Raw genomic sequence first — 19179 nt, 5'->3', positions numbered from 1 at the left:
CAAAAGGGCTTATCTCGCACCTTAACGGTGACTTTGCTTCTTTTTGGTGCAGATTGGTGTTAATTGACTGTGTGAAAGGGCTTTTTAAGATTTTTATGCTGTAAAGAATGTGAATAAAAGTGCATTTAAAACAGCAATTTATTAAGTTCGAGTGGTCGATTGGCACATGGCGACTAATTGGGCACTAGTTTTGCGTATACCGACATCACAAAAATAAAAATAAAGACAGAAAAGTGATTATAAATAATAACACTTATATATATGTGATTTATACGGAGAACACACATGAAATTTAATAAAACACTGGTAACTCTAGCCGTTGTTGGCTCTTGCCTTTCTTCACAAGCTGTACTGGCTGATAGCTTGTCTGGTAACGTAAGCGTCACTAATAACTACATCTGGCGTGGTCTGACTCAGACCATGAACGAAGCCGCGGTTCAAGGTGGTATCGATTACGCCAGTGATAGCGGATTCTATGCAGGTACCTGGGCATCTAATGTTAAGTATGAAGAGTCTGACGCCTACTCTTATGAGCATGACATTTACTTTGGTTATGCCGGTGAAGCAGGTGATATCAGCTACGACGTAGGTTACCTGTACTACAACTATGACGAAAACGCTGGTTATGACTTCGGTGAAATTTACGGTAGCATCGGTTATGGCGCGTTTAGTGCGACATTATCTGTTTTAGCCAATGCTGAGCCAGATGAAGGTCCGGGTGAAGACTTCGGTTTTGGTAAAGCAACTTACTTGTCACTTGATTACGGTATTGCAATGGAGAGTGGCACAGAAATAGGTCTTCATGTAGGTCATCACCAAGGTGATTTTGCTGAATCATTTAATGGCGTAACAGACGCTTATATTGATTATGGTGTAACCATTTCCAAAGACGGCTTTGCGTTTATGATCAGTGGTACTGATTTAGACGACAATGATGATTTCGCAAACACGCCAGAGCGTGATAATGACTCAATCAAATACACTGTTTCTTACTCAGTCGATTTCGAACTGTAAGAGACCTTTAACACTTTCACAGTGTTTATGTTTTGTGCACGCAAAGGCCACACGTTAGTGTGGCCTTTGTACTTTGGGTTAAAATTTTAATTGCCAGATGTAACAGACTGATTATAATTACACCAATGGATTTTATTCTGGAATGGTTTTCAGTATGACAAAGCTAAAGAAAAGCTTGAACTGGCGGGTAACAGGGGCAGTATTTGCTCTGGCGTTAACCGTGGGCAGTTTTAACCTGAGCGTGGGATCGCCAGAGGCAGATTGTCTGGAAAGCCGTGTGAGTAATGTTCTGGATGAGGCTGAGCAAGTCAGCTGGGTTAGCTGGCTAACCGGCCGCTCTACCTCGTACCGTTTCCATTTCCTCGATCTTCTTGAACTACTCTCCCGCCACAAAGGTAAGGACAGCGAGTAACGGCTCGCTGTGCTCAGACACGTGGCAAACAAGCCTGGTTTTTTAAAAGTTGTACAAAGCGTACTGGCCAGTGCCTTTGGCGTTCAGAGCCAACAAAAATATCAGCAGGATTTCGCCCAAACAACTATTGCCCCCTTTATCGTTGTCGGCATTGTGTTTGTCATATTACTGGTACTTGGCTTAGTTGCTTTGGTCAACTGGCTAACGCCCTGAGTTTGACGAAGCGTAATAACTAGACGTCGTCTGCCGCTGTGATGGGGTATACAGGCTTGTGTTGAAATAGCGCCAGCAATTCACTGACCGGTTTACGCGCACTGCCTTTCTGGCTGATTGAACGTTTTACATTCAGTGTTGTGATCTGCGCGCCATAATACATTTGCCGTGTCATGGGTAAATCATGGTTTGAAATTAGCACAGGAATGTTTCGTTTAAACGCGGCACGCTGAGCCAGCGTAGCCAGCTTGTGCTGACAGGATAAGCTGAACTGCTTGGCAGCGTAACTGGTAAACAGAGCCGTTTTACTAATTGGGGCATAAGGGGGGTCGCAATAAATCACGCTGCCTTTACGGGCATGCTGAAATACTTTCTCAAAGGGTAAGCAGGTGAACCTGGCCTTTTGCGCCTTTTCGGCGAACACAAACATCTCGCGCTCGGGAAAGTAGGGGCGTTTATACCGGCCAAATGGCACATTAAACCGACCTTTCAGACTGTAACGGCACAAGCCATTGTAGCCGTGTCGGTTCAAATACACGAACAACAGAGCCCGGTAGTATTCATCACTGGTCTGATTAAACTCTTCACGCAGGCCATAGTAAATTTTTTCGCTGTTATGATGGGGCGAAAAAAAGTCTTTAAGATCATTAATGAGTGGGTCCGGTTGTGCTTTTAATAGATTGTAGAGATTAATCAGGTCCGGATTAATGTCATTGAGCACATAGTGCTGAAAGTCCGAATTGAGAAACACCGACCCTGCGCCAACGAAAGGCTCAATGAGCTTCTTTCCCTCTGGCAGGTGTGCATTGATTTGTTCAACCAGGCTGTATTTGCCTCCTGCCCATTTGAGGAAAGCCCGGTGTTTACTGACGGCCATTATGTTGGTAACTACTCACTGACGCTATGATTTTTATTATTGGGGATATTGTGAACAACACTCACAACACCCAGCATCCCGCACCCGGTAAGGTTACCCTTGGGTGGCATTCAACTTTAACGAATCATTGATTGTATCTGTCAGCGTTGATCTCGACAACCGACAATAGCCAGAAATCGATAATTAATAGCGTTTGTCTGGTTATTGCAGACTGGCGATTTCAGCTTTTATCTGGCTGCCGGCTTTAACAAACGCTTTGTTGCTGCCGGGAAACTCGGGTAACGCTTGCAACTGCTGTTGAGCGACGGCCAGAGTTGGTGCAGGGGTTGACCACAAAATAACATACCAGTCACCACCGTAACGATAAGTCTTATACAGCGTAACCCGGGTGGTAAGCTGATGATCATTCAGGAAATCCAGGGCTAATTGCGGATCCTGCATACCCGCAATCTGAACCCAGTATTGGCCGGCCGGACTACTTGCCAGTTGCGCATTGGCCAGTAGACCTTCGAGGGTATTCAATGAACTCGATGCAACGGGTGTTTGTTCGCTTGCCTTAGGCTCGCTTTCAGGCTCAGGGAGTGCCTCTGCTACTGACAATATTGCCTGTGGCTGGCTCACTTGTTGAGCCGTTGCGGCGACTGCCTGAGGTTGCTGTGGTACAGATTCACCGGGTTGCCCAGAATCGGCTGTCGTATCTTTGATGACCACATCACTGACAGGTGTAACCGGAATCGCTTTAATGGCATCGTTAAAACTGGCCATTACTCTTGGCTGAGCTGCTGCAGAGGACGCGGACTCGACTGATGCTTGCTGGTCAGTGGCGGCCACTTCAGTCGTGTCCTGCTTGACTATACTGAGTGTGCGCGTAGGTTTTATAATGGCCTCGGACTCAGCCGCACTGTTTTCCGCTAAGTCAGGCTTACTGCTTTGAAGCGGATCGAACAAGGTGGTCATGGTAGTGCCGTACTGCCAGCCCATAATGGCTGCAAAGCTAGACAAAAACACCAGGGTGATGCCGATCCATAGCCAGGGGGAGCGTAAACGGTTATCAGTTAGCGGGGGCGCACCCGCTTCGCCTCGTTCCTGACGGTAACGCTCAAATGCTGCCCGGCGCTCAGCCAGTAATTTATCGACATCACTACTGTATTGCTGGGTAGATACCGACTGACTGCTGATTAACAGGGGCGTGTTAGTATTCTTAGCCGGTAGCCACTCTTTAGCCTGCTCAGCCCAGTCGCTTTCGCCAAATAACAGTACGTTGAGATGCTGTTTATTGTTGGCAAAGCGGCTTTGTAAAACCAGGTCCCACAGTTCCTGCAGAAAGCTGTTGGGTAAATGTTGCGCCTGACTGATTGTGATTAATACCGGTCCATCGTGATGATTTAGACCGGCAAGTAATTCGTTCAACGGCCGGATATAGCTGCCTACCACCTGACCAAGGAGTTGTTTGCAGAGGGTGCCGCGGTAATCAGTGACCTGCAGATCTGGCTCGGCAGTAATAAAAGCCAGTTCGGTATTGTCGGACTGCTGAAAGACAAAGGATTCCAGTGTACGCTGCTGCTCAGCAATACTGTCTCCGCTGACAAAAATCAGCTGAGACGAGTAGTTGACTAAATATTCAAGCCTGCTGTGCAGCTCAGATGCCACGGTAGTTTCCTTATTAAACGGCCAGTGATATTACCCGATTAACTTAATACCGCGTCCAGAATAGGCTGGGTAACGTCTTTGGTTACCACCGCTTTGCCAATTCCCTGGGGGATAACAAAGCGGATCTGGCCTGCCTCGACTTTCTTGTCGCGTGCCATATGGCGCATGTAGTCAGCCACAGACATACTGTCAGGGCCGGCAACCGGCAGTTTAAATTGCTGCTGGAGCACTTCAATACGACGGGTTTCTGACGGTGTTAACCAATCAAGGTGTTCTGCTGTTTTACAAGCAAGGATAATACCAGCCGCTACCGCTTCACCATGAAGCCAGTTACCATAACCCTGTTCGGCTTCGATAGCATGGCCGAAAGTATGTCCAAGATTAAGCAGCGCGCGAATGCCGCCTTCACGTTCATCCTGAGCAACAATTTCTGCTTTGATTTGACAGCAACGGAAAATAGCCTTGCTAAGGGCTTCGGCGTTGAGCGATTGTAGCCCTGCCTGATTGGCTTCTAACCAGTCAAAAAACGCTGCGTCATAAATAATGCCGTACTTGATGACTTCCGCCATACCGGCGGCAAATTCACGCTCTGGCAAGGTGTTAAGCGTAGTGATATCAATGGCCACCAGAATAGGCTGATAAAAAGCCCCAATCATATTTTTGCCGAGGGGATGATTCACCGCGGTTTTGCCGCCGACGGACGAGTCTACCTGTGACAACAACGTGGTAGGTACCTGAATAAAAGGGACGCCGCGTTGATAGGTGGCGGCGACAAAGCCGCATAAGTCGCCGATGACACCGCCTCCCAGTGCGATCAGAGTGACATCCCGGGCTGCGTTCATTTCCAGCAGTCGGGTCATTATCACTTCAAATTGCTCAAGCGTTTTATATTGTTCGCCATCCGGTAAAGTGATGACATCGGTTTGCTTTTCTCCGCAAGCCGCCAGTACCCGTTCCAGATAAAGAGGGGCCACTGTTTCGTTGGTGACGATAACAGCACGTTGCCCTTTGATGTAGGGCGTAAAAAAGCCGGGCTGTGATAACAGTCCGGCTTCAATCTGAATAGGGTAGCTACGCTCGTCAAGTTCTACGGTTAAGGTTGACACGCCTGTAGCTCCTTTAAATGTTATAACCCAATCTTGCTTATAATTTGGTTAGCAACGGCTCGCGCTGACTGATCGTCGGTTTCTACCACGTAATCGGCCACTTCTTCGTACAGCGGGTTACGCAGTTCAGCGAGTTCTCTTAATACCTTTTCCGGATCATCCTTTTGTAACAAGGGGCGACGCTTGTCGCGCTGGGTACGGGCAACCTGCTTGTCGATGGTGGTTTGCAGATACACTACAATACCACGCGCTGACAGGCGATTACGCACTGCTTTGGTCATAATAGAACCGCCGCCAGTGGCCAGCACAATACCTTGTTTGTCAGTTAAATCATTAATGACATTTTCTTCGCGTTTGCGGAAACCATCTTCACCTTCGAGATCAAAGATCCAGGTAATGTCTGCGCCAGATCGACGTTCAATCTCCTGATCGGAATCGAAGAACTCGAGGTGTAACTCATCTGCTAAGTGACGACCAATGGTACTTTTACCTGCTCCCATTGGACCAACCAAAAAGATATTACGTTTTTCAGCCATATTTGCTTATTTCACAACTTATCTATGTTAAGGGCAGAATGTTCTGTTTTCCTCAACCACCCGTTCACACGTGCTTATTTTGTCGCTAATAAGCACATACACAAAACCTCGTAAAAATTTCGAGAGCGGGATTATCTCAGTTTCTCAGACCGCTATGCAAGTTTTGTTGCAGGGATTAGGGCAAAAGCGTCAAAAATGAAGCTTAGCCAGAGGATTAAGAACCGGATCTGGGGGAGAAAAGACGCAAATTATTGCCTCAGACAGCGATTTTCCGCCTGAGGCATAAAAAATTACAGTGCTTCGGTAACAATTTTAGGCGTTACAAAAATCAGCAGCTCTCGTTTTTGGTATACCGTTGAGCTATTGCGAAATAATGCGCCAACTACCGGCAGATCGCCGAACAACGGCACTTTACTCACATCATTGCTGTTAACCTGTTGAAAGATTCCGCCCAGTACAATGGTTTCACCATTTTCTACCAGTACCTGGGTTTTAATTTCCTGGGTATCGATGGCTACGGCATCACCAGTAGCAGTTTTGACGGTTTCACCACGGGTATCCTGGGTCACAATCAGATCCATAATAATACGGTTATCCGGGGTAATATGCGGCGTTACCTTGAGGCTCAACACGGCCTTTTTGAACTCTACCGAGGTGGCACCACTGGAAGTGGCCTGTGAATAAGGTATTTCCGTACCTTGTTCAATATAAGCTTCCTGCTGATTAGCCACGGTGATACGCGGGCTGGCAATAATTTCACCTTTATTCTCTGACTCCAGCGCCGATAATTCGAGGTCTAATATGGTGCCGTCGGCCAGACTAGCAATCTGAAAGCCGATACTGCCTGCGGCACTGGCGACCGGCAGGTTAACGTTAAGGCGATCACCTAGAGCCGGTACGTTGCCGCCGGCAATGGCTTCAGCACCAGAGAGTGAACCTGACACGCCGTTGTCGTCCTGACGATCAGAGAAACCCCAGCGTACGCCCAACTGTTCATCAACGTTATCGCGTACGGTGACCATGCGGGATTCGATTAACACCTGTTTGACCGGAATATCCAGTGACTCAATGACCTGGCGGGCTTCGTCTATAGATGCCTGGGTGTCACGAACCAGAATCGTATTGGTACGGTTGTCTACCGTAACGGTGCCACGTTCAGTCAGAATACCACCAGCCCCTTCTTCGGCTTTCAGAATCTGCGATAATTCGGCGGCTTTTGCGTAATTAACCGTAATGCTGGCTGACGCTAACGGTGCCAGTTGAGCAACCTGCTGGTCAGACTGCAGTTTCTGGGTCTCACGCTGAGAAAGCTCTTCGCTGGGGGCGATCAGTAAAATGTTGCCTTCCTGACGTTTATCTAACCCTTTAATTTTTAAAATCATATCGAGTGCCTGATCCCAGGGCACACCGGTAAGGCTAATCGACACATTACCGGTAACGGTGTCGGTGGTGACCAGATTAAATCCGTTCACTTTGGCTATGATTTGCAATACCTGACGGACCGGCACATCCTGGAAGTCGAGAGAGATAGGCTCACCTTCATACTGGCTTTTTTCCAGCTTGGCCATTTGCTCCGGACTCATGGGGCTAATAGTGACTGTCAGAGTTTTTCCGTCCTGTTCAGTAGTGGTCATTACGTTACCAGCGTAATTAAACTCTATGCGTGAGGCGTCTTTCTCCTGAAAGGTCTCAATGGTCGTTACCTGCGTACCAAAAGCTGTAACGTCCAGTTCAATTAATTGATCTTCGGCGAGCTTAGTTGCAGGTAATGTAAGTACTAACTTACCGTTAGCCTCAATCAGCTGTGGTTGCACGTCACGGCTATTCATGGTCAGTGTGGTGACAGCCAGACCATTAGCGCCACGGGTAAAGTCAATGTCTTTCAGGATCGATTTAAAAACCTTTTCCGCCTCAGCATTCGGATTAATTAATTGTGGAGATTCCTGAGCTCTAAGCTCTGCGGCAACTACATTGAACAGTAAAAATGTGACTACGGCGCCGGCTACCCAGTAGCGGCGTTTGGTTTGCCGGTTTAGTCTTTCGTTAAAGATATATCGCTTAGACATCTAATAATCTCCTGCTCACGACTTCATCGTTAGCGTAGTTTCTTTCTTCTGCCAGCAGCCAGTGCCGTCAGGAACAAGCTCTTCAATAATCACTTTGTCGTTGCCAATGCTGATGATCTGTCCGAAGAACAAACCCAGTCGGCTGCCTTTTTTAGCCTGGTAAAGCCCGCCATCATTGGTTTTGAACAACACCCAGGTGTCACCGTTAGAACGGAAGCTACCGGTGAGTGACAGCGCATCAATACCGTAGGCTTCCAGAGGCTCACGGGTACGGTTGGAATCTGGCTGCGTACAATTCGCTTTCACCTCTGCAACCACAGGCGCCCGGCTGGCTTTCGGACGGATAAACGGACTGCGAAACTCCTGTGCCTCGTAGACGAACACCGGTTTCTGCTCAAATTCAGGGTAAGGTTCTATGCTGGGCTTGGTGTTTTGTCTGACTTCGTTAGTGTAAGCCACCAGATCGTCAATATGCGGCGCACAACCAGTTGCGGTCAAGGCTACCACTGCGATCCCCAGGAGGCGAGTAAATTGCGACATTATTTACTCTCCTTGTTCTCTGTGTTGGCGGCGCGGTAAGTTTTGGCCAGCAGACTTAGGCGTAAACCGCCCTGATCAGTGTGCACTTCAAAGTCGTGCATGGTCACTATTCGCGGCAACTCGGCCACTTTAGACACGAATTCACCAAAATTGTGATAGCCACCGGATACCTCGATGCGAATCGGTAACTCAGTGTAAAACTCTTTAGGAATTTCTTTTTCCCAGTTTAACAATCGGAAAGTAAGGCCCGCGCTGGTCCCTACATAGGTGATGTCATCCAGCAGCCCTGGCGTTTCGTTTTGTGTTGGCAGCGACTTTAACATCGAGGAAAAATCGTCTTCGATTTGTGCCAGCTGTTGCTTGTATGCCGAAAGGTTGGCGGCAAGACGGTATTTTGCCTGGAACTGCATTTTTAACTCGGCTTCTTTAGCTTCAGCCTGGTCCAGCAAAGGGAGTTTGGGGCTAATAATGCCGAAATAGCTGATGCCGGACACCACAATCACAATAAACAAGGCAACAACAGTTTTTACTTCAAACGGCCAAATGGCTATTTGTTCAAAATCGAGGTCGTTAATCTCTTTTAATTTGGCAAAGTCAAACTTCTTCATTTGCCACCTCTGTCCTGTTGTTCTTTCTCCATAGCAACCTGTTCGGTTATCGAAAAGGTCAGGGTAAACTCGCTAACCGCGTCGGTGGCGCTGGTGTCTGCCACGATAGATGACAGCTCGCCGGAGGTGAACACTTTTGATGTTTCCAGTTGGCGCATAAATTCAGCCAGGCGGTTGTTAGACTCGCTGGTGCCTCGTACCTGAATACTGGAGCCCGTGCGCTGGAGAGATTTAAAGCTAACCCCCTGCGGTACTATTCGTGCCAGCTCATCGAGTACCTGAGGAGCCAGATTACGGCTGCTTTGCAGTTGTTCAATCAGGGCCATGCGTTGTTCAATGGCCGACTTACTTTCTTTAATACGCTTAATTTCCGCAATCTGACTTTCCAGTGCGGTAATTTGGGTTTGCAGATACTGGTTACGCGAGTTTTGATTGCTGATCTGAGTATCGATGAGCTGGCCAATTAACCAGAAAATTAAACCCGTCATAATGGCCACAAACGCCAGCACAACAATGTACTGTTGTTTCTGCTGCTGGCGGCGCTGTTCCCGCCAGGGCAGTAGGTTTACATGTGCCATCTTGACATCCCCCGGCTGGCCAGACCTGCAGCAATCACCAGTAATGGCGCAACCTGCTCGACCTGATCAGTGTTTAGTTTGTCGCTGATTTTGATATTGGCAAATGGATTGAATACTTCCACCTCAATGCCGAGATCCTGCTGTAAGGTATCTACCAGTGCAGGTATGACTGCACCAGCGCCCATCAAGACGATTTTTTCCGGTCGATTAGCCTGCATAGTGCTCATGTACATTTGTAAGGCACGATTAATCTGCTGCTGTAGATTTGCAGCAAAAATAGGCAGGGTGTCGCTAATCCAGTTGCTTGGCAGCGTGTTATTGATTAACTGCTCTTCGGTGTCTTTACGGTCAAGCATGTGCACCAAAGACAAATCCTGGACCAGCGCATCAACGCCGAAGGTGTGCTCTTTGGTGTACACAGTGCTGCCATCCTTCCAAACGCATATCTGTAGCAGCGATGCACCAATATTGATGCAGCATATGCGTTGGGCTGCTTCGCCATGGGGATAAAAGTAGTCAACAGCATTGCCTATAGCGTAAGTTTCCACGTCCACCACCTTGGGCTCAAAGCTTTGCTCACGTACCAGCGTGGAACGGTTATCCACTACATCACGGTGGGCAGCGGTGAGCAGCACGTTCACTTTGCCAGAATGGGTTTCACTCATACCCACTTCTTCGAAGTCCAGATAAACTTCTTCCAGCGGGTAGGGGATCAGGCTGTCGGCCTCGACTTCTATCTGGCCTTCCAGTTCGTAATCGGTCTGATCGGGTTCCATATGAACAATTTTACTGATCACTGAAGTACCAGCTACGGCAATGGCTGCCGGCTTAATTTTATTCTTAAGTGCCAGTCGCACTTTACGCAGCGCTACACTTACAGCGTCGAAGTCGGTGATTTCTCGTTCTCTGAATGCATCTTTAATAATCGGCTCACAGGCATACGCGGTCAGCGTGTAGTCGCCTTCGACGCCTTCCAGCAAAACTGCCTTGATGCAACGGGTGCCAATGTCGAGTCCGACAATGGGAGGTTGCTTTTTCTTGAACAGCGATTTTAGCATGTCAACTGAATCTCATTTACTTGCGATCAATTTCTAACATAAGATGTTACTTAAAATTTTTCTATTTAATGGTTCTAATAAATACACTTAGGTATAAAATATAAGTCATTTTGGCAAAAAAGCCCTGTTTATTCTTATTGTGAAGTATATCAAAACCTTCTTATTGCTCGGATTTGTCGGTGCACTGCTCGGCGGTATTGCACTCACGGGTATTTATTTTTATATCAAGCCGGACCTGCCCAGCGTTGCAATCCTCAAAGATGTGCGACTGCAGACGCCTATGCGTATCTATACCCATGACGGCAAACTCATCTCCCAGTACGGTGTTAAACGGCGCATTCCGGTTACCCTTGAACAGGCCCCGGATCTGCTACAAAAAGCCATTCTGGCCACTGAGGACAATCGTTTTTACGAACACTTTGGTATTGATCCTATCGGCATCACACGGGCTTTCATTAACCTGGCATTGACCGGTGAGAAAAGTCAGGGGGCGAGTACTCTGACACAACAACTGGCCCGGGGATTCTTTTTAACCCGGGAGAAAACCTATATACGGAAAATTAAAGAAGTCTTTATAGCCCTGCATATGGAAGCAGAACTCAGCAAAGATGAAATTTTTGAACTGTATTTAAACAAGGTTGAGTTGGGTCATCGGTCTTTTGGTTTTGGGGCTGCTGCTCAGGTGTATTACGGTAAACGACTCGACGAGCTGACACTGGCGCAGATTGCTACCCTGGCCGGACTGCCCCAGGCGCCCTCGGTATTAAACCCGGTAAGCCGCCCACAACGTTCTGTGGAACGTCGTCGAATCGTGTTATTGCGGATGCTCGATGAAGGGTACATCACCCGACAGCAATTTGACGAAGCGGCCAGCGCTCCGGTGACAGCTGAAAAGCACGGTGCTGAAATCGAACTGGATGCCCCTTATCTGGCTGATTTGATTTACTCAGAAATGGTCACCGTGTACGGCAAAGAAGAAGCGGAAACCGGCGGTTATCAGGTGTACGCGACGGTTTCGTCTGAATTACAGAAAGCTGCGCAACAGGCCGTGAAGCAGAATCTACACGATTACGATGAGCGCCACGGCTATCGCGGTGCCGTGGCACGCTTGTGGCCACAAGAACAGAGTAAGGCAGAGCAGAATACCGAAGAAACACCGACGGAATGTGAGAGCGAGCCGCTTTATCCGAACTGGCCCTGTGAAGTAACGGAAGAGGCCCTTATCAGCCAACTGGATAATGCCGGTGCCTTCGGCTTTGTGTTTCCGGTGGCTGTCATTGGTGTTGATGAACAATCCTTTACCACCCGTGACGTAACCGGAATCGAACGGGTTATTGAATGGCAGGGCATGGACTGGGCCCGGCCGTTTTTAAGCGATAGCCGACAAGGGCAGCCTCCTTCCCAGGCTGCTGATATTGTCAGTGCTGGCGACATTGTGTACATCAGGGAACAAGAGGGGCAGTGGCGCCTCGCACAGTTGCCACAGGTCAGTGGCGCCTTTGTAGCGTTAGATCCCCATGACGGCGCGGTGCAGGCGATTGTGGGTGGCTACAGCTTCTACCAGAGTCAGTTTAACCGGGCTACGCAGGCTAAGCGTCAGGTGGGCTCTAACATCAAGCCTTTCATTTATTCCGCGGCGCTGGACAACGGTTACACTGTGGCCAGCATTATTAACGATGCGCCCATCAACGAATGGGATGAAGCCACTGGCGTGGCCTGGCGTCCGCAAAACTCTCCGGCTGAATATGACGGTCCTATCCGTATGCGGGTGGCACTGGGTAAATCGAAAAACGTAGTATCTGTGCGCTTACTGCGAGGTGTGGGGCTGGATAACACCATTGAACACCTGACCCGTTTTGGTCTCAATAGGGCCGATATTCACCGCGATGAAACCGTGTCTCTGGGGTCGAGTTCCCATACGCCGCTTGAAATAGTGCGAGGCATGGCCACCATTGCTAACGGCGGCTTTCTGGTTGAACCTTATTTTATCGACCGTGTGCTGAATGAGACGGGTGAAGTGCTGTGGCAAACCAACCCGGTTGTTGCCTGCAATAATTGTGGTGATAACAACGGTACACAGGAACAACCGGTCAGCGAAGAAGCTGATATCGAGGCGCTGCTGGCCGCAGAGTTAAACCAGTCGTTACCGGCCCAAACCGATAGCGAAGAAGTGTTGGCTGCACCCCGGGTGATTTCGCCACAAAATGCCTTTTTAGTTGCCGATATGATGCGTACCGCAGTGAGAGCCAATGGTAGCTGGAATAAAAAGACCTATTGGCAGGGCACTGGCTGGCGGGCGAGAAACATTCTGCAGCGCACCGATCTGGCCGGTAAAACCGGTACCACCAACGACTCGCGGGATGCCTGGTTTAGTGGTTTTAGCCGCAACCTGGTGGCTACTGCCTGGGTAGGTTTTGATGATATGACAAGGCAACTGGGTCGCGCGGCTTACAATAATCCACTGGCCAAACGCGATCCGGATCGGTTTGGCTGGATGGGTAATGCCATGGTGGGTACTGAGAGTGGCGCCATGGCGGCTCAGCCTGCGTGGATACGTTTTATGCAGGTAGCGCTCGAGGACGAGCCGGAAGAAGCTATGTCAGTACCAGATGATATTGTGCGGGTAAGGATTGATCGTACCAGTGGGAAGTTGACCCGGCGCACAGACCATACCACACTATTCGAGTATTTCCTGAGGGGCACTGAGCCGACCGTGTACGTCTTAGATGACGAAGTCATGGATCCGGCTGAGCAGGAAGACTCAACGCCTGACGTAGAGGAAATCTTCTAACGTCTATAGTCAAAACAACAACATAAAGAACTGGTTACTAATAATGTCTGATGACGATAAGCGATATTTATATATACCGCATGCCGGCCCGTCTTTGCTGGAAACCCCACTACTGAATAAAGGCAGTGCGTTCAATGCCAAAGAGAGGGCCCGTTTTAATCTTACCGGCCTGTTACCCCCGCGTTACGAAACTATCGAAGAACAGGTGGAACGGGCTTATCTACAATATAGCTCCTTCGATGAGCCCCTGAACAAGCATATTTACTTACGCGCTATTCAGGATAATAACGAAACCCTGTTTTACCGCCTGATCCAGTCGCACATTGAAGAAATGATGCCGATTATTTACACCCCCACGGTGGGCGACGCCTGCGAGCAGTTTTCAGATATTTATCGCAGCTCGCGGGGGTTGTTTATTTCCTGGGAAGAGCGCGACCAGATTGATGACATTGTCCGCAATGCGACCAAACGCAAGGTTAAGGTCATTGTGGTAACCGACGGAGAACGTATTCTGGGCCTTGGTGACCAGGGGATCGGAGGAATGGGTATCCCGATTGGTAAGCTTTCTCTGTACACGGCCTGTGGTGGCATTTCACCTGCGTACACCTTGCCGGTGATGCTGGATGTGGGAACCAACAACGAAAAATTGCTGAATGACCCAATGTATATGGGCGCCCGTCATCCTCGTATTAGCCAGGCAGAGTACGATGAATTCCTCGACTTATTTATTAAGGCCGTGACCCGTCGTTGGCCTGAAGCGATGATTCAGTTTGAGGATTTCGCACAGCCTAACGCGATGCCGTTGTTAAACCGCTATCGTGATGAAGTGTGCTGTTTTAATGATGACATCCAGGGGACTGCGGCAGTAACCTTGGGGACCATTCTGGCGGCATGTCGCATGAAGCAGGCAAAACTCTCTGAGCTGAAGGTAGTGTTTGTGGGCGCGGGCTCAGCCGGCTGTGGTATTGCTGAAATGCTGATCCAGCAGATGGTGCATGAAGGACTCAGCGATGAACAGGCCCGTAAGCAAATATTTATGGTCGACCGTTACGGGCTGGTGATGGAGGGGCAGGAAGGCCTGCGGGACTTCCAGCAGAAATTGCAGCATAGCCAGGAGGAAATTGCTGACTGGTCGTTCAGCGGTGAATACCCGGTGTTGCTTGATGTGGTCAACTGCGCACAGCCAGACGTACTGATCGGCGTGTCCGGCCAGCCGGGGTTATTTACTGAACATGTGGTGCGAGCCATGAAACGGCACACCGAGTTGCCTATCATTTTCCCGTTGAGTAACCCGTCACGTCAGGTAGAAGCCCGTCCGGAGCAGGTTATTGAATGGACTGACGGCGAAGTAATTATCGCCACTGGCAGCCCGTTTAAACCGGTAGAGTATGAGGGGAACGTTTACCCGGTTGCCCAGTGTAATAACAGCTATATTTTTCCCGGAATTGGCTTGGGCGTAATTGCTTCAAAAGCCCGTTTAATCAGCGATGAAATGCTGATGGCTGCCAGCAATGCACTGGCCAATGCCTCGCCACTGGCCAATACCGGTGAGGGTGAGTTGTTGCCACCACTGCGTAAGATCTCAGCGCTGAGTCGCCAGATTGCCTTTGAAGTAGCTAAAGTGGCCATGCAGCAAGGACTGGCACTGGAGCAAACTGACGACAATCTGTTAGCCAGCATTGAGAAAAACTACTGGCGCGCGGAATACCGTCCCTACAAGCGGGTCAGCATCTGATTCTGGCCCGGTTACCGGCTGCGCAGTAGCGCAGTCGGTAAAAACTGTTATCGTTTTGCAACATTTACCCACCTTTTGTTCGCCGGCTTTCCTGTCAAAATCAATTAAGTTTCTGTAAAGTATAGATAAATTTGTTTTGGCACGGCTCTTGATTATACTAAAGTGTAATGCACTTGCTTCACTAGGGCATGCATTGCACATTGCTTTTCAGATGTGTCACAACGGCGTGATTCCGGATGGATGAATCGCTTGTTGTTCCCTTCTTTTGATCCTCAGGGGGCGATGGAGTGCCCCCTCTTTTTTTTACGAACCGTTAAGAGTGTTTAACGACCCAGTTCACAATATCCGACCAAAACGGCAGCCCGTGTTTCGAGAAAAAACGCATATGACCAAGATGCCCGAGGTTGTGCTGAGCAGGATCGATAACCTTCCGGGTAATGTCCAGATTTTGATAGACAGTGAGAATATCTTCCATGTTTTTTTCAGGCGCTATCTGGTCATCGACGGCCCTGATCCATAAAGCCGGTTGGGCGAGTTGATCATAAAACTGCTGTTGAATATGACTGCCAAACTCAGTTTTGGCGTAGCCCTGACCGTTACACCAGCGCCGCCACTGGGCACCTACTCCCTTTGGCAGTGGTTCGCCCATGCCCATCCAGTGAGATTGAGTGCGACCAAACAGCGCATTGGTTAGCGGAATAAACACATTCATATAAAACTGTGCCTGGTACTTATAGGCACCGGTAAAGTTACGTAAACAGCCGGAAGAGCTGCCATAGGTAATGATACTGGTAAGCTCGGTGGCGTTGGGCATTAGTCCTACCAACTGGCCGCCGGCACTGTGGCCAATCAGGTGCAGCGGTAGGTCGGGATAACGTTGCTGTAAAAATGCCAGTGCTGCCGGCATATCTTTCTGACCCCAGTCCTGTAAGCGGGTCTCGCGCATCACCTTGCGGGTTTTGGGGGAGTCACCGATGCCACGGTTATCAAATGTGAGCACGGCGATGCCCTGTTCGGCCAGAAAGGTGGCAAAGCGGGTATAGAAACCCTGCTTGATGCCCGTTGCCGGCGCAATCATTATCGCCGCAATGGGCGCGACCAATGGCTTGTAGAGTAAGCCGGATAATGCAATATCGTCTGTACACTCAATGATGACAGCATGGGGAGAATGCATAAATGACCTTCTGGTCTAACCAGTTTGAGGCAATTATAACGAACTCTTAACAATATGAAAGAGGGGGAATTCAAGATACTGCCGCTGTAACCGGCGAGTCCGGCTACAGCGCAGGCTAGGGCTATAAGTCGAGGGTGTAGACTTTTGATTTACGCTGAAAGTTATACAGTTCTTTCTTCTGAGCCGGTAAGGCATCCACATCCGCCGCCTTGAAACCTTGATCGAGGAACCAATGACCGGTGACAGTCGTTAATACGAAGAGACGCTGAATACCGGCTGCAATGGCCCGTTCGCGAACTTCATCGAGAATACGCTCGCCACGATTTTTGCCACGATAATCGGAGTGAGTTGCAACACAGGCCAACTCGGCCGAGCCGTCATCAGGATAAAGGTAAAGCGCGGCACAGGCGATGATCATGCCGTCCCGTTCAATTACAATAAATTGATGAATTTCGTTCTCCAGACGTTCCCGGGAACGCTTCACCAATACGCCACTTTCTTCCAGCGGTTTGATGAGGTTAAGAATACCACCTACATCATCGATTGTGGCTTCGCGAAGCTGTTCGTAATGGTTTTCCATGACCAGAGAACCGGCACCATCGCGGGTAAACAGCTCTTGCAGTAAAGCGCCATCGGTTTCATAACTCACGCAATGGGCGCGGGGAATACCCGCTGCTATACTGGTCGTGAGTGCGCGAATCACTGTCGCTTCAGTCATGAGCTCATTATCACGATGCAACTGTTCAAGCAGATTACGCTCGATGGTACGAATAAGCTTGCCGTCTTTACGGAAAATGCCTGAATAGTTGGAAAATACCACCAGTTTATCGGCTTTAAGCGCTATGGCGGCCTGGGTTGCCACATCTTCGTGAGACAGGTTAAACACTTCTCCGGTAGAGGAGTAGCCCATTGGCGACAGTAGCACTATAGAGCCATCATTGAGATGATCGTTAATGCCGGTCGTGTCGATGCGGCGCACCTGACCGGTGTTTTCAAAATCCACCCCGTCGAGCACGCCCATTGGCTTGGCAACCACCAGATTACCTGTACACACACGTATGTGTGCACCGTGCATAGGCGAGTTAGGTAAACCCATGGTGAGCAGCGCTTCAATATGACAGCGCACCGAGCCTGCAGCGTCTTTTACGCACTCCAGAGTTTCTTTATCGGTAATGCGCACGTCGTGACTAAAGCGCGCTTCGGTTTTGCGCAGGGCCACCCGTTGATCAATTTGCGGACGAGCACCGTGCACCAGCACGAGGCGCACACCCAGACTGTTCAGTAGCGCAATGTCCTGAATAATATTGGGAAAGTTATCGTCTTCTATGGCTTCACCGCCAAACATCAGCACAAAGGTTTTACCCCGGTGTGCATTGATGTAAGGCGCCGAGCTTCTGAATAGCCCGATACTTTCGTGATGCGATAGCACCATTTGCACTTATCCTAACTTATCCAGTTTTTCCAGTTCTTCGTACAGTGCTTTGGTGACTGTTTCAGCACTGGTACCGCCTAGAATATTGCGTTTATCCACGCCATATTCCAGTTGGAGAACCGGGTAAACATCTTCATCAATATCACTGCACACTGATTGCAGCTGTGCCAGCGATAAATCTTCAATAGGCGCATCCTGCTCGAGTGCCAGTAATACAACCTGACCAGAGATATCGTGCGCCGTTCTGAACGGAATACCTTTACCCACCAGGTAATCGGCCAGTTCAGTGGCGTTTGAATAGCCCTGGGCGGCAGCAATTCGGCAGCGTTCTTCATTGAGCGCCAGACTGTCGAGCACCTCACACGCGATACAGAGGCAACAATGCCACTGGTTAACCGCATCGAAAGCACCTTCTTTGTCTTCCTGCATGTCTTTATTATACGCCAGCGGCAGGCCTTTCATCGTAACCAGCAGTGCCTGTAGATGGCCAAACACACGACCACATTTACCGCGCAGTAACTCCAGGGCATCGGGGTTTTTCTTCTGCGGCATCAATGATGAACCGGAGGTCACGCTGTCGCCCAATTGCAGAAAACCCGCTTCGCCAGAGTTATAGAAAATCAAATCTTCGGCCAGACGCGATAAGTGCATCATGCTGGTGCTCGCAGTAAATAACAGCTCCAGAACGAAATCACGGTCTGATACCGCATCCAGGCTATTTAGACACGGGCCGCTAAAGCCCAGTTGATCGGCAATTTCATGACGGTCAACCGGATAGGTTGTACCCGCCAGTGCGCCAGAACCGAGCGGACATTGGTTCATGCGAGCATATAAATCGTTTAATCGGCTTAAATCGCGTTTAAACATCTCTACATAGGCCAGACACCAGTGCGGGAAACGAATTGGTTGCGCGCGCTGTAGGTGTGTATAACCAGGAATAATTGCTTGCTGATGACGACTGGCAGTGTGCAGCAGGCTGCGAACCACTGCCGTCACATCGGATTTCAATGACTCAATGTGGGTTCGGCACCACAAACGGAAGTCCGTAGCAACCTGATCGTTCCGGCTGCGGCCAGTGTGTAGCTTACGCCCCACATCGCCGAGTTTATCAATCAATGCTGCCTCTACGAAGCTGTGAATGTCTTCTTCGCCACTGGCATTAAAGTCGATTTCGCCGGCTTCCGCCTGGGCTTTCAATTCGCTGAGTGCAGATTCTAACTGTTGTTGTTCCTCGCTGGTCAGCACCCCGGCCTTAGCCAGTGCGCGCGACCATATGATAGAACCTTCCATGTCCTGCGCGGCCATGGCCTGGTCAAACGGTAAAGAATCGTTCACCTGGCGGAACATGTTACTGCTGCCGGCAGCGAACCGGCCTCCCCACAATGCCAT

At 49.4% G+C, this 19179-nt stretch carries 17 protein-coding genes; 5 read left to right on the top strand and 12 right to left on the bottom strand.

The features are described 5' to 3' along the window. Window positions 1-285: 285 nt before the first annotated feature. The 3 genes from AC2T0J_RS05145 to AC2T0J_RS05135 all read left to right on the top strand — a co-directional run bounded on the left by AC2T0J_RS05145 (window position 286) and on the right by AC2T0J_RS05135 (window position 1639). A complete protein-coding gene (locus AC2T0J_RS05145) occupies window positions 286-1014 on the top strand; it encodes a TorF family putative porin (protein ID WP_489809089.1) in 729 nt (242 codons plus the stop codon). A gap of 154 nt (window positions 1015-1168) precedes the next feature. Then, window positions 1169-1426 carry a hypothetical protein gene (locus AC2T0J_RS05140; RefSeq protein ID WP_489809088.1) on the top strand — a complete coding sequence of 86 codons (258 nt, stop codon included), beginning with the start codon at window positions 1169-1171 and terminating at the stop codon, window positions 1424-1426. Between the two features lie 21 nt (window positions 1427-1447). After that, window positions 1448-1639 carry a DUF2970 domain-containing protein gene (locus tag AC2T0J_RS05135; RefSeq protein WP_489809087.1) on the top strand — a complete coding sequence of 64 codons (192 nt, stop codon included), beginning with the start codon at window positions 1448-1450 and terminating at the stop codon, window positions 1637-1639. Between the two features lie 19 nt (window positions 1640-1658). On the opposite strand, the gene AC2T0J_RS05130 is transcribed toward AC2T0J_RS05135, so the two are convergent. The 9 genes from AC2T0J_RS05130 to pilM all read right to left on the bottom strand — a co-directional run bounded on the left by AC2T0J_RS05130 (window position 1659) and on the right by pilM (window position 10658). Further along, window positions 1659-2516 (bottom strand): Dam family site-specific DNA-(adenine-N6)-methyltransferase, encoded by an 858-nt coding sequence (locus AC2T0J_RS05130; RefSeq protein ID WP_489809086.1) that lies wholly within the window; start codon window positions 2514-2516, stop codon window positions 1659-1661. A 201-nt stretch (window positions 2517-2717) separates the two neighbouring features. Beyond that, window positions 2718-4166 carry an SPOR domain-containing protein gene (locus AC2T0J_RS05125; protein ID WP_489809085.1) on the bottom strand — a complete coding sequence of 483 codons (1449 nt, stop codon included), beginning with the start codon at window positions 4164-4166 and terminating at the stop codon, window positions 2718-2720. A 38-nt stretch (window positions 4167-4204) separates the two neighbouring features. Beyond that, on the bottom strand, window positions 4205-5272 hold the full coding sequence (aroB, locus tag AC2T0J_RS05120) for a 3-dehydroquinate synthase (protein ID WP_489809084.1): 1068 nt from the start codon (window positions 5270-5272) through the stop codon (window positions 4205-4207). 20 nt (window positions 5273-5292) lie between these two features. Beyond that, window positions 5293-5808: a shikimate kinase AroK gene (gene aroK / locus AC2T0J_RS05115; RefSeq protein ID WP_105936217.1), complete on the bottom strand. Its 516-nt coding sequence runs from the start codon at window positions 5806-5808 to the stop codon at window positions 5293-5295. Between the two features lie 290 nt (window positions 5809-6098). Continuing rightward, window positions 6099-7874 carry a type IV pilus secretin PilQ gene (locus AC2T0J_RS05110; protein WP_489809083.1) on the bottom strand — a complete coding sequence of 592 codons (1776 nt, stop codon included), beginning with the start codon at window positions 7872-7874 and terminating at the stop codon, window positions 6099-6101. A gap of 15 nt (window positions 7875-7889) precedes the next feature. Beyond that, window positions 7890-8414, bottom strand: a complete 525-nt coding sequence (locus tag AC2T0J_RS05105; RefSeq protein WP_489809082.1) for a pilus assembly protein PilP — start codon at window positions 8412-8414, stop codon at window positions 7890-7892. Further along, a complete protein-coding gene (locus tag AC2T0J_RS05100) occupies window positions 8414-9022 on the bottom strand; it encodes a type IV pilus inner membrane component PilO (protein ID WP_489809081.1) in 609 nt (202 codons plus the stop codon). The genes AC2T0J_RS05105 and AC2T0J_RS05100 overlap by 1 nt, the downstream gene beginning before the upstream one ends. After that, window positions 9019-9600 carry a PilN domain-containing protein gene (locus AC2T0J_RS05095; RefSeq protein WP_489809080.1) on the bottom strand — a complete coding sequence of 194 codons (582 nt, stop codon included), beginning with the start codon at window positions 9598-9600 and terminating at the stop codon, window positions 9019-9021. Before AC2T0J_RS05095 ends, AC2T0J_RS05100 begins: the two co-directional genes overlap by 4 nt. Continuing rightward, window positions 9588-10658 carry a type IV pilus assembly protein PilM gene (gene pilM / locus AC2T0J_RS05090; protein WP_489809079.1) on the bottom strand — a complete coding sequence of 357 codons (1071 nt, stop codon included), beginning with the start codon at window positions 10656-10658 and terminating at the stop codon, window positions 9588-9590. The genes AC2T0J_RS05095 and pilM overlap by 13 nt, the downstream gene beginning before the upstream one ends. 139 nt (window positions 10659-10797) lie before the next feature. On the opposite strand from pilM, the gene AC2T0J_RS05085 reads away from it, so the two are divergent. Further along, window positions 10798-13449, top strand: coding sequence for a penicillin-binding protein 1A (locus AC2T0J_RS05085; protein WP_489809078.1), 2652 nt, complete (start codon window positions 10798-10800; stop codon window positions 13447-13449). Window positions 13450-13492: 43 nt separating this feature from the next. Continuing rightward, window positions 13493-15184 carry an NAD-dependent malic enzyme gene (locus AC2T0J_RS05080; RefSeq protein WP_489809077.1) on the top strand — a complete coding sequence of 564 codons (1692 nt, stop codon included), beginning with the start codon at window positions 13493-13495 and terminating at the stop codon, window positions 15182-15184. 313 nt (window positions 15185-15497) lie between these two features. Here AC2T0J_RS05080 and AC2T0J_RS05075 read toward each other — a convergent pair whose 3' ends face one another. The 3 genes from AC2T0J_RS05075 to argH all read right to left on the bottom strand — a co-directional run bounded on the left by AC2T0J_RS05075 (window position 15498) and on the right by argH (window position 19179). After that, entirely contained in the window at window positions 15498-16358 is an 861-nt protein-coding gene (locus AC2T0J_RS05075; protein WP_489809076.1) for an alpha/beta hydrolase family protein, read from the bottom strand. 121 nt (window positions 16359-16479) lie between these two features. Then, the gene (gene argA, locus AC2T0J_RS05070; protein WP_489809075.1) at window positions 16480-17790 is read right to left on the bottom strand and encodes an amino-acid N-acetyltransferase; all 1311 of its coding nucleotides are present in this window, start codon (window positions 17788-17790) and stop codon (window positions 16480-16482) included. A 6-nt stretch (window positions 17791-17796) separates the two neighbouring features. Next, on the bottom strand, window positions 17797-19179 hold the full coding sequence (gene argH / locus AC2T0J_RS05065) for an argininosuccinate lyase (RefSeq protein ID WP_489809074.1): 1383 nt from the start codon (window positions 19177-19179) through the stop codon (window positions 17797-17799).

The sequence above is a fragment of the Alteromonas sp. ISO5 genome (assembly GCF_058105165.1).
Note: the sequence above shows the minus strand (reverse complement) of the source record. Positions and strands in the feature narration are given on the sequence as shown.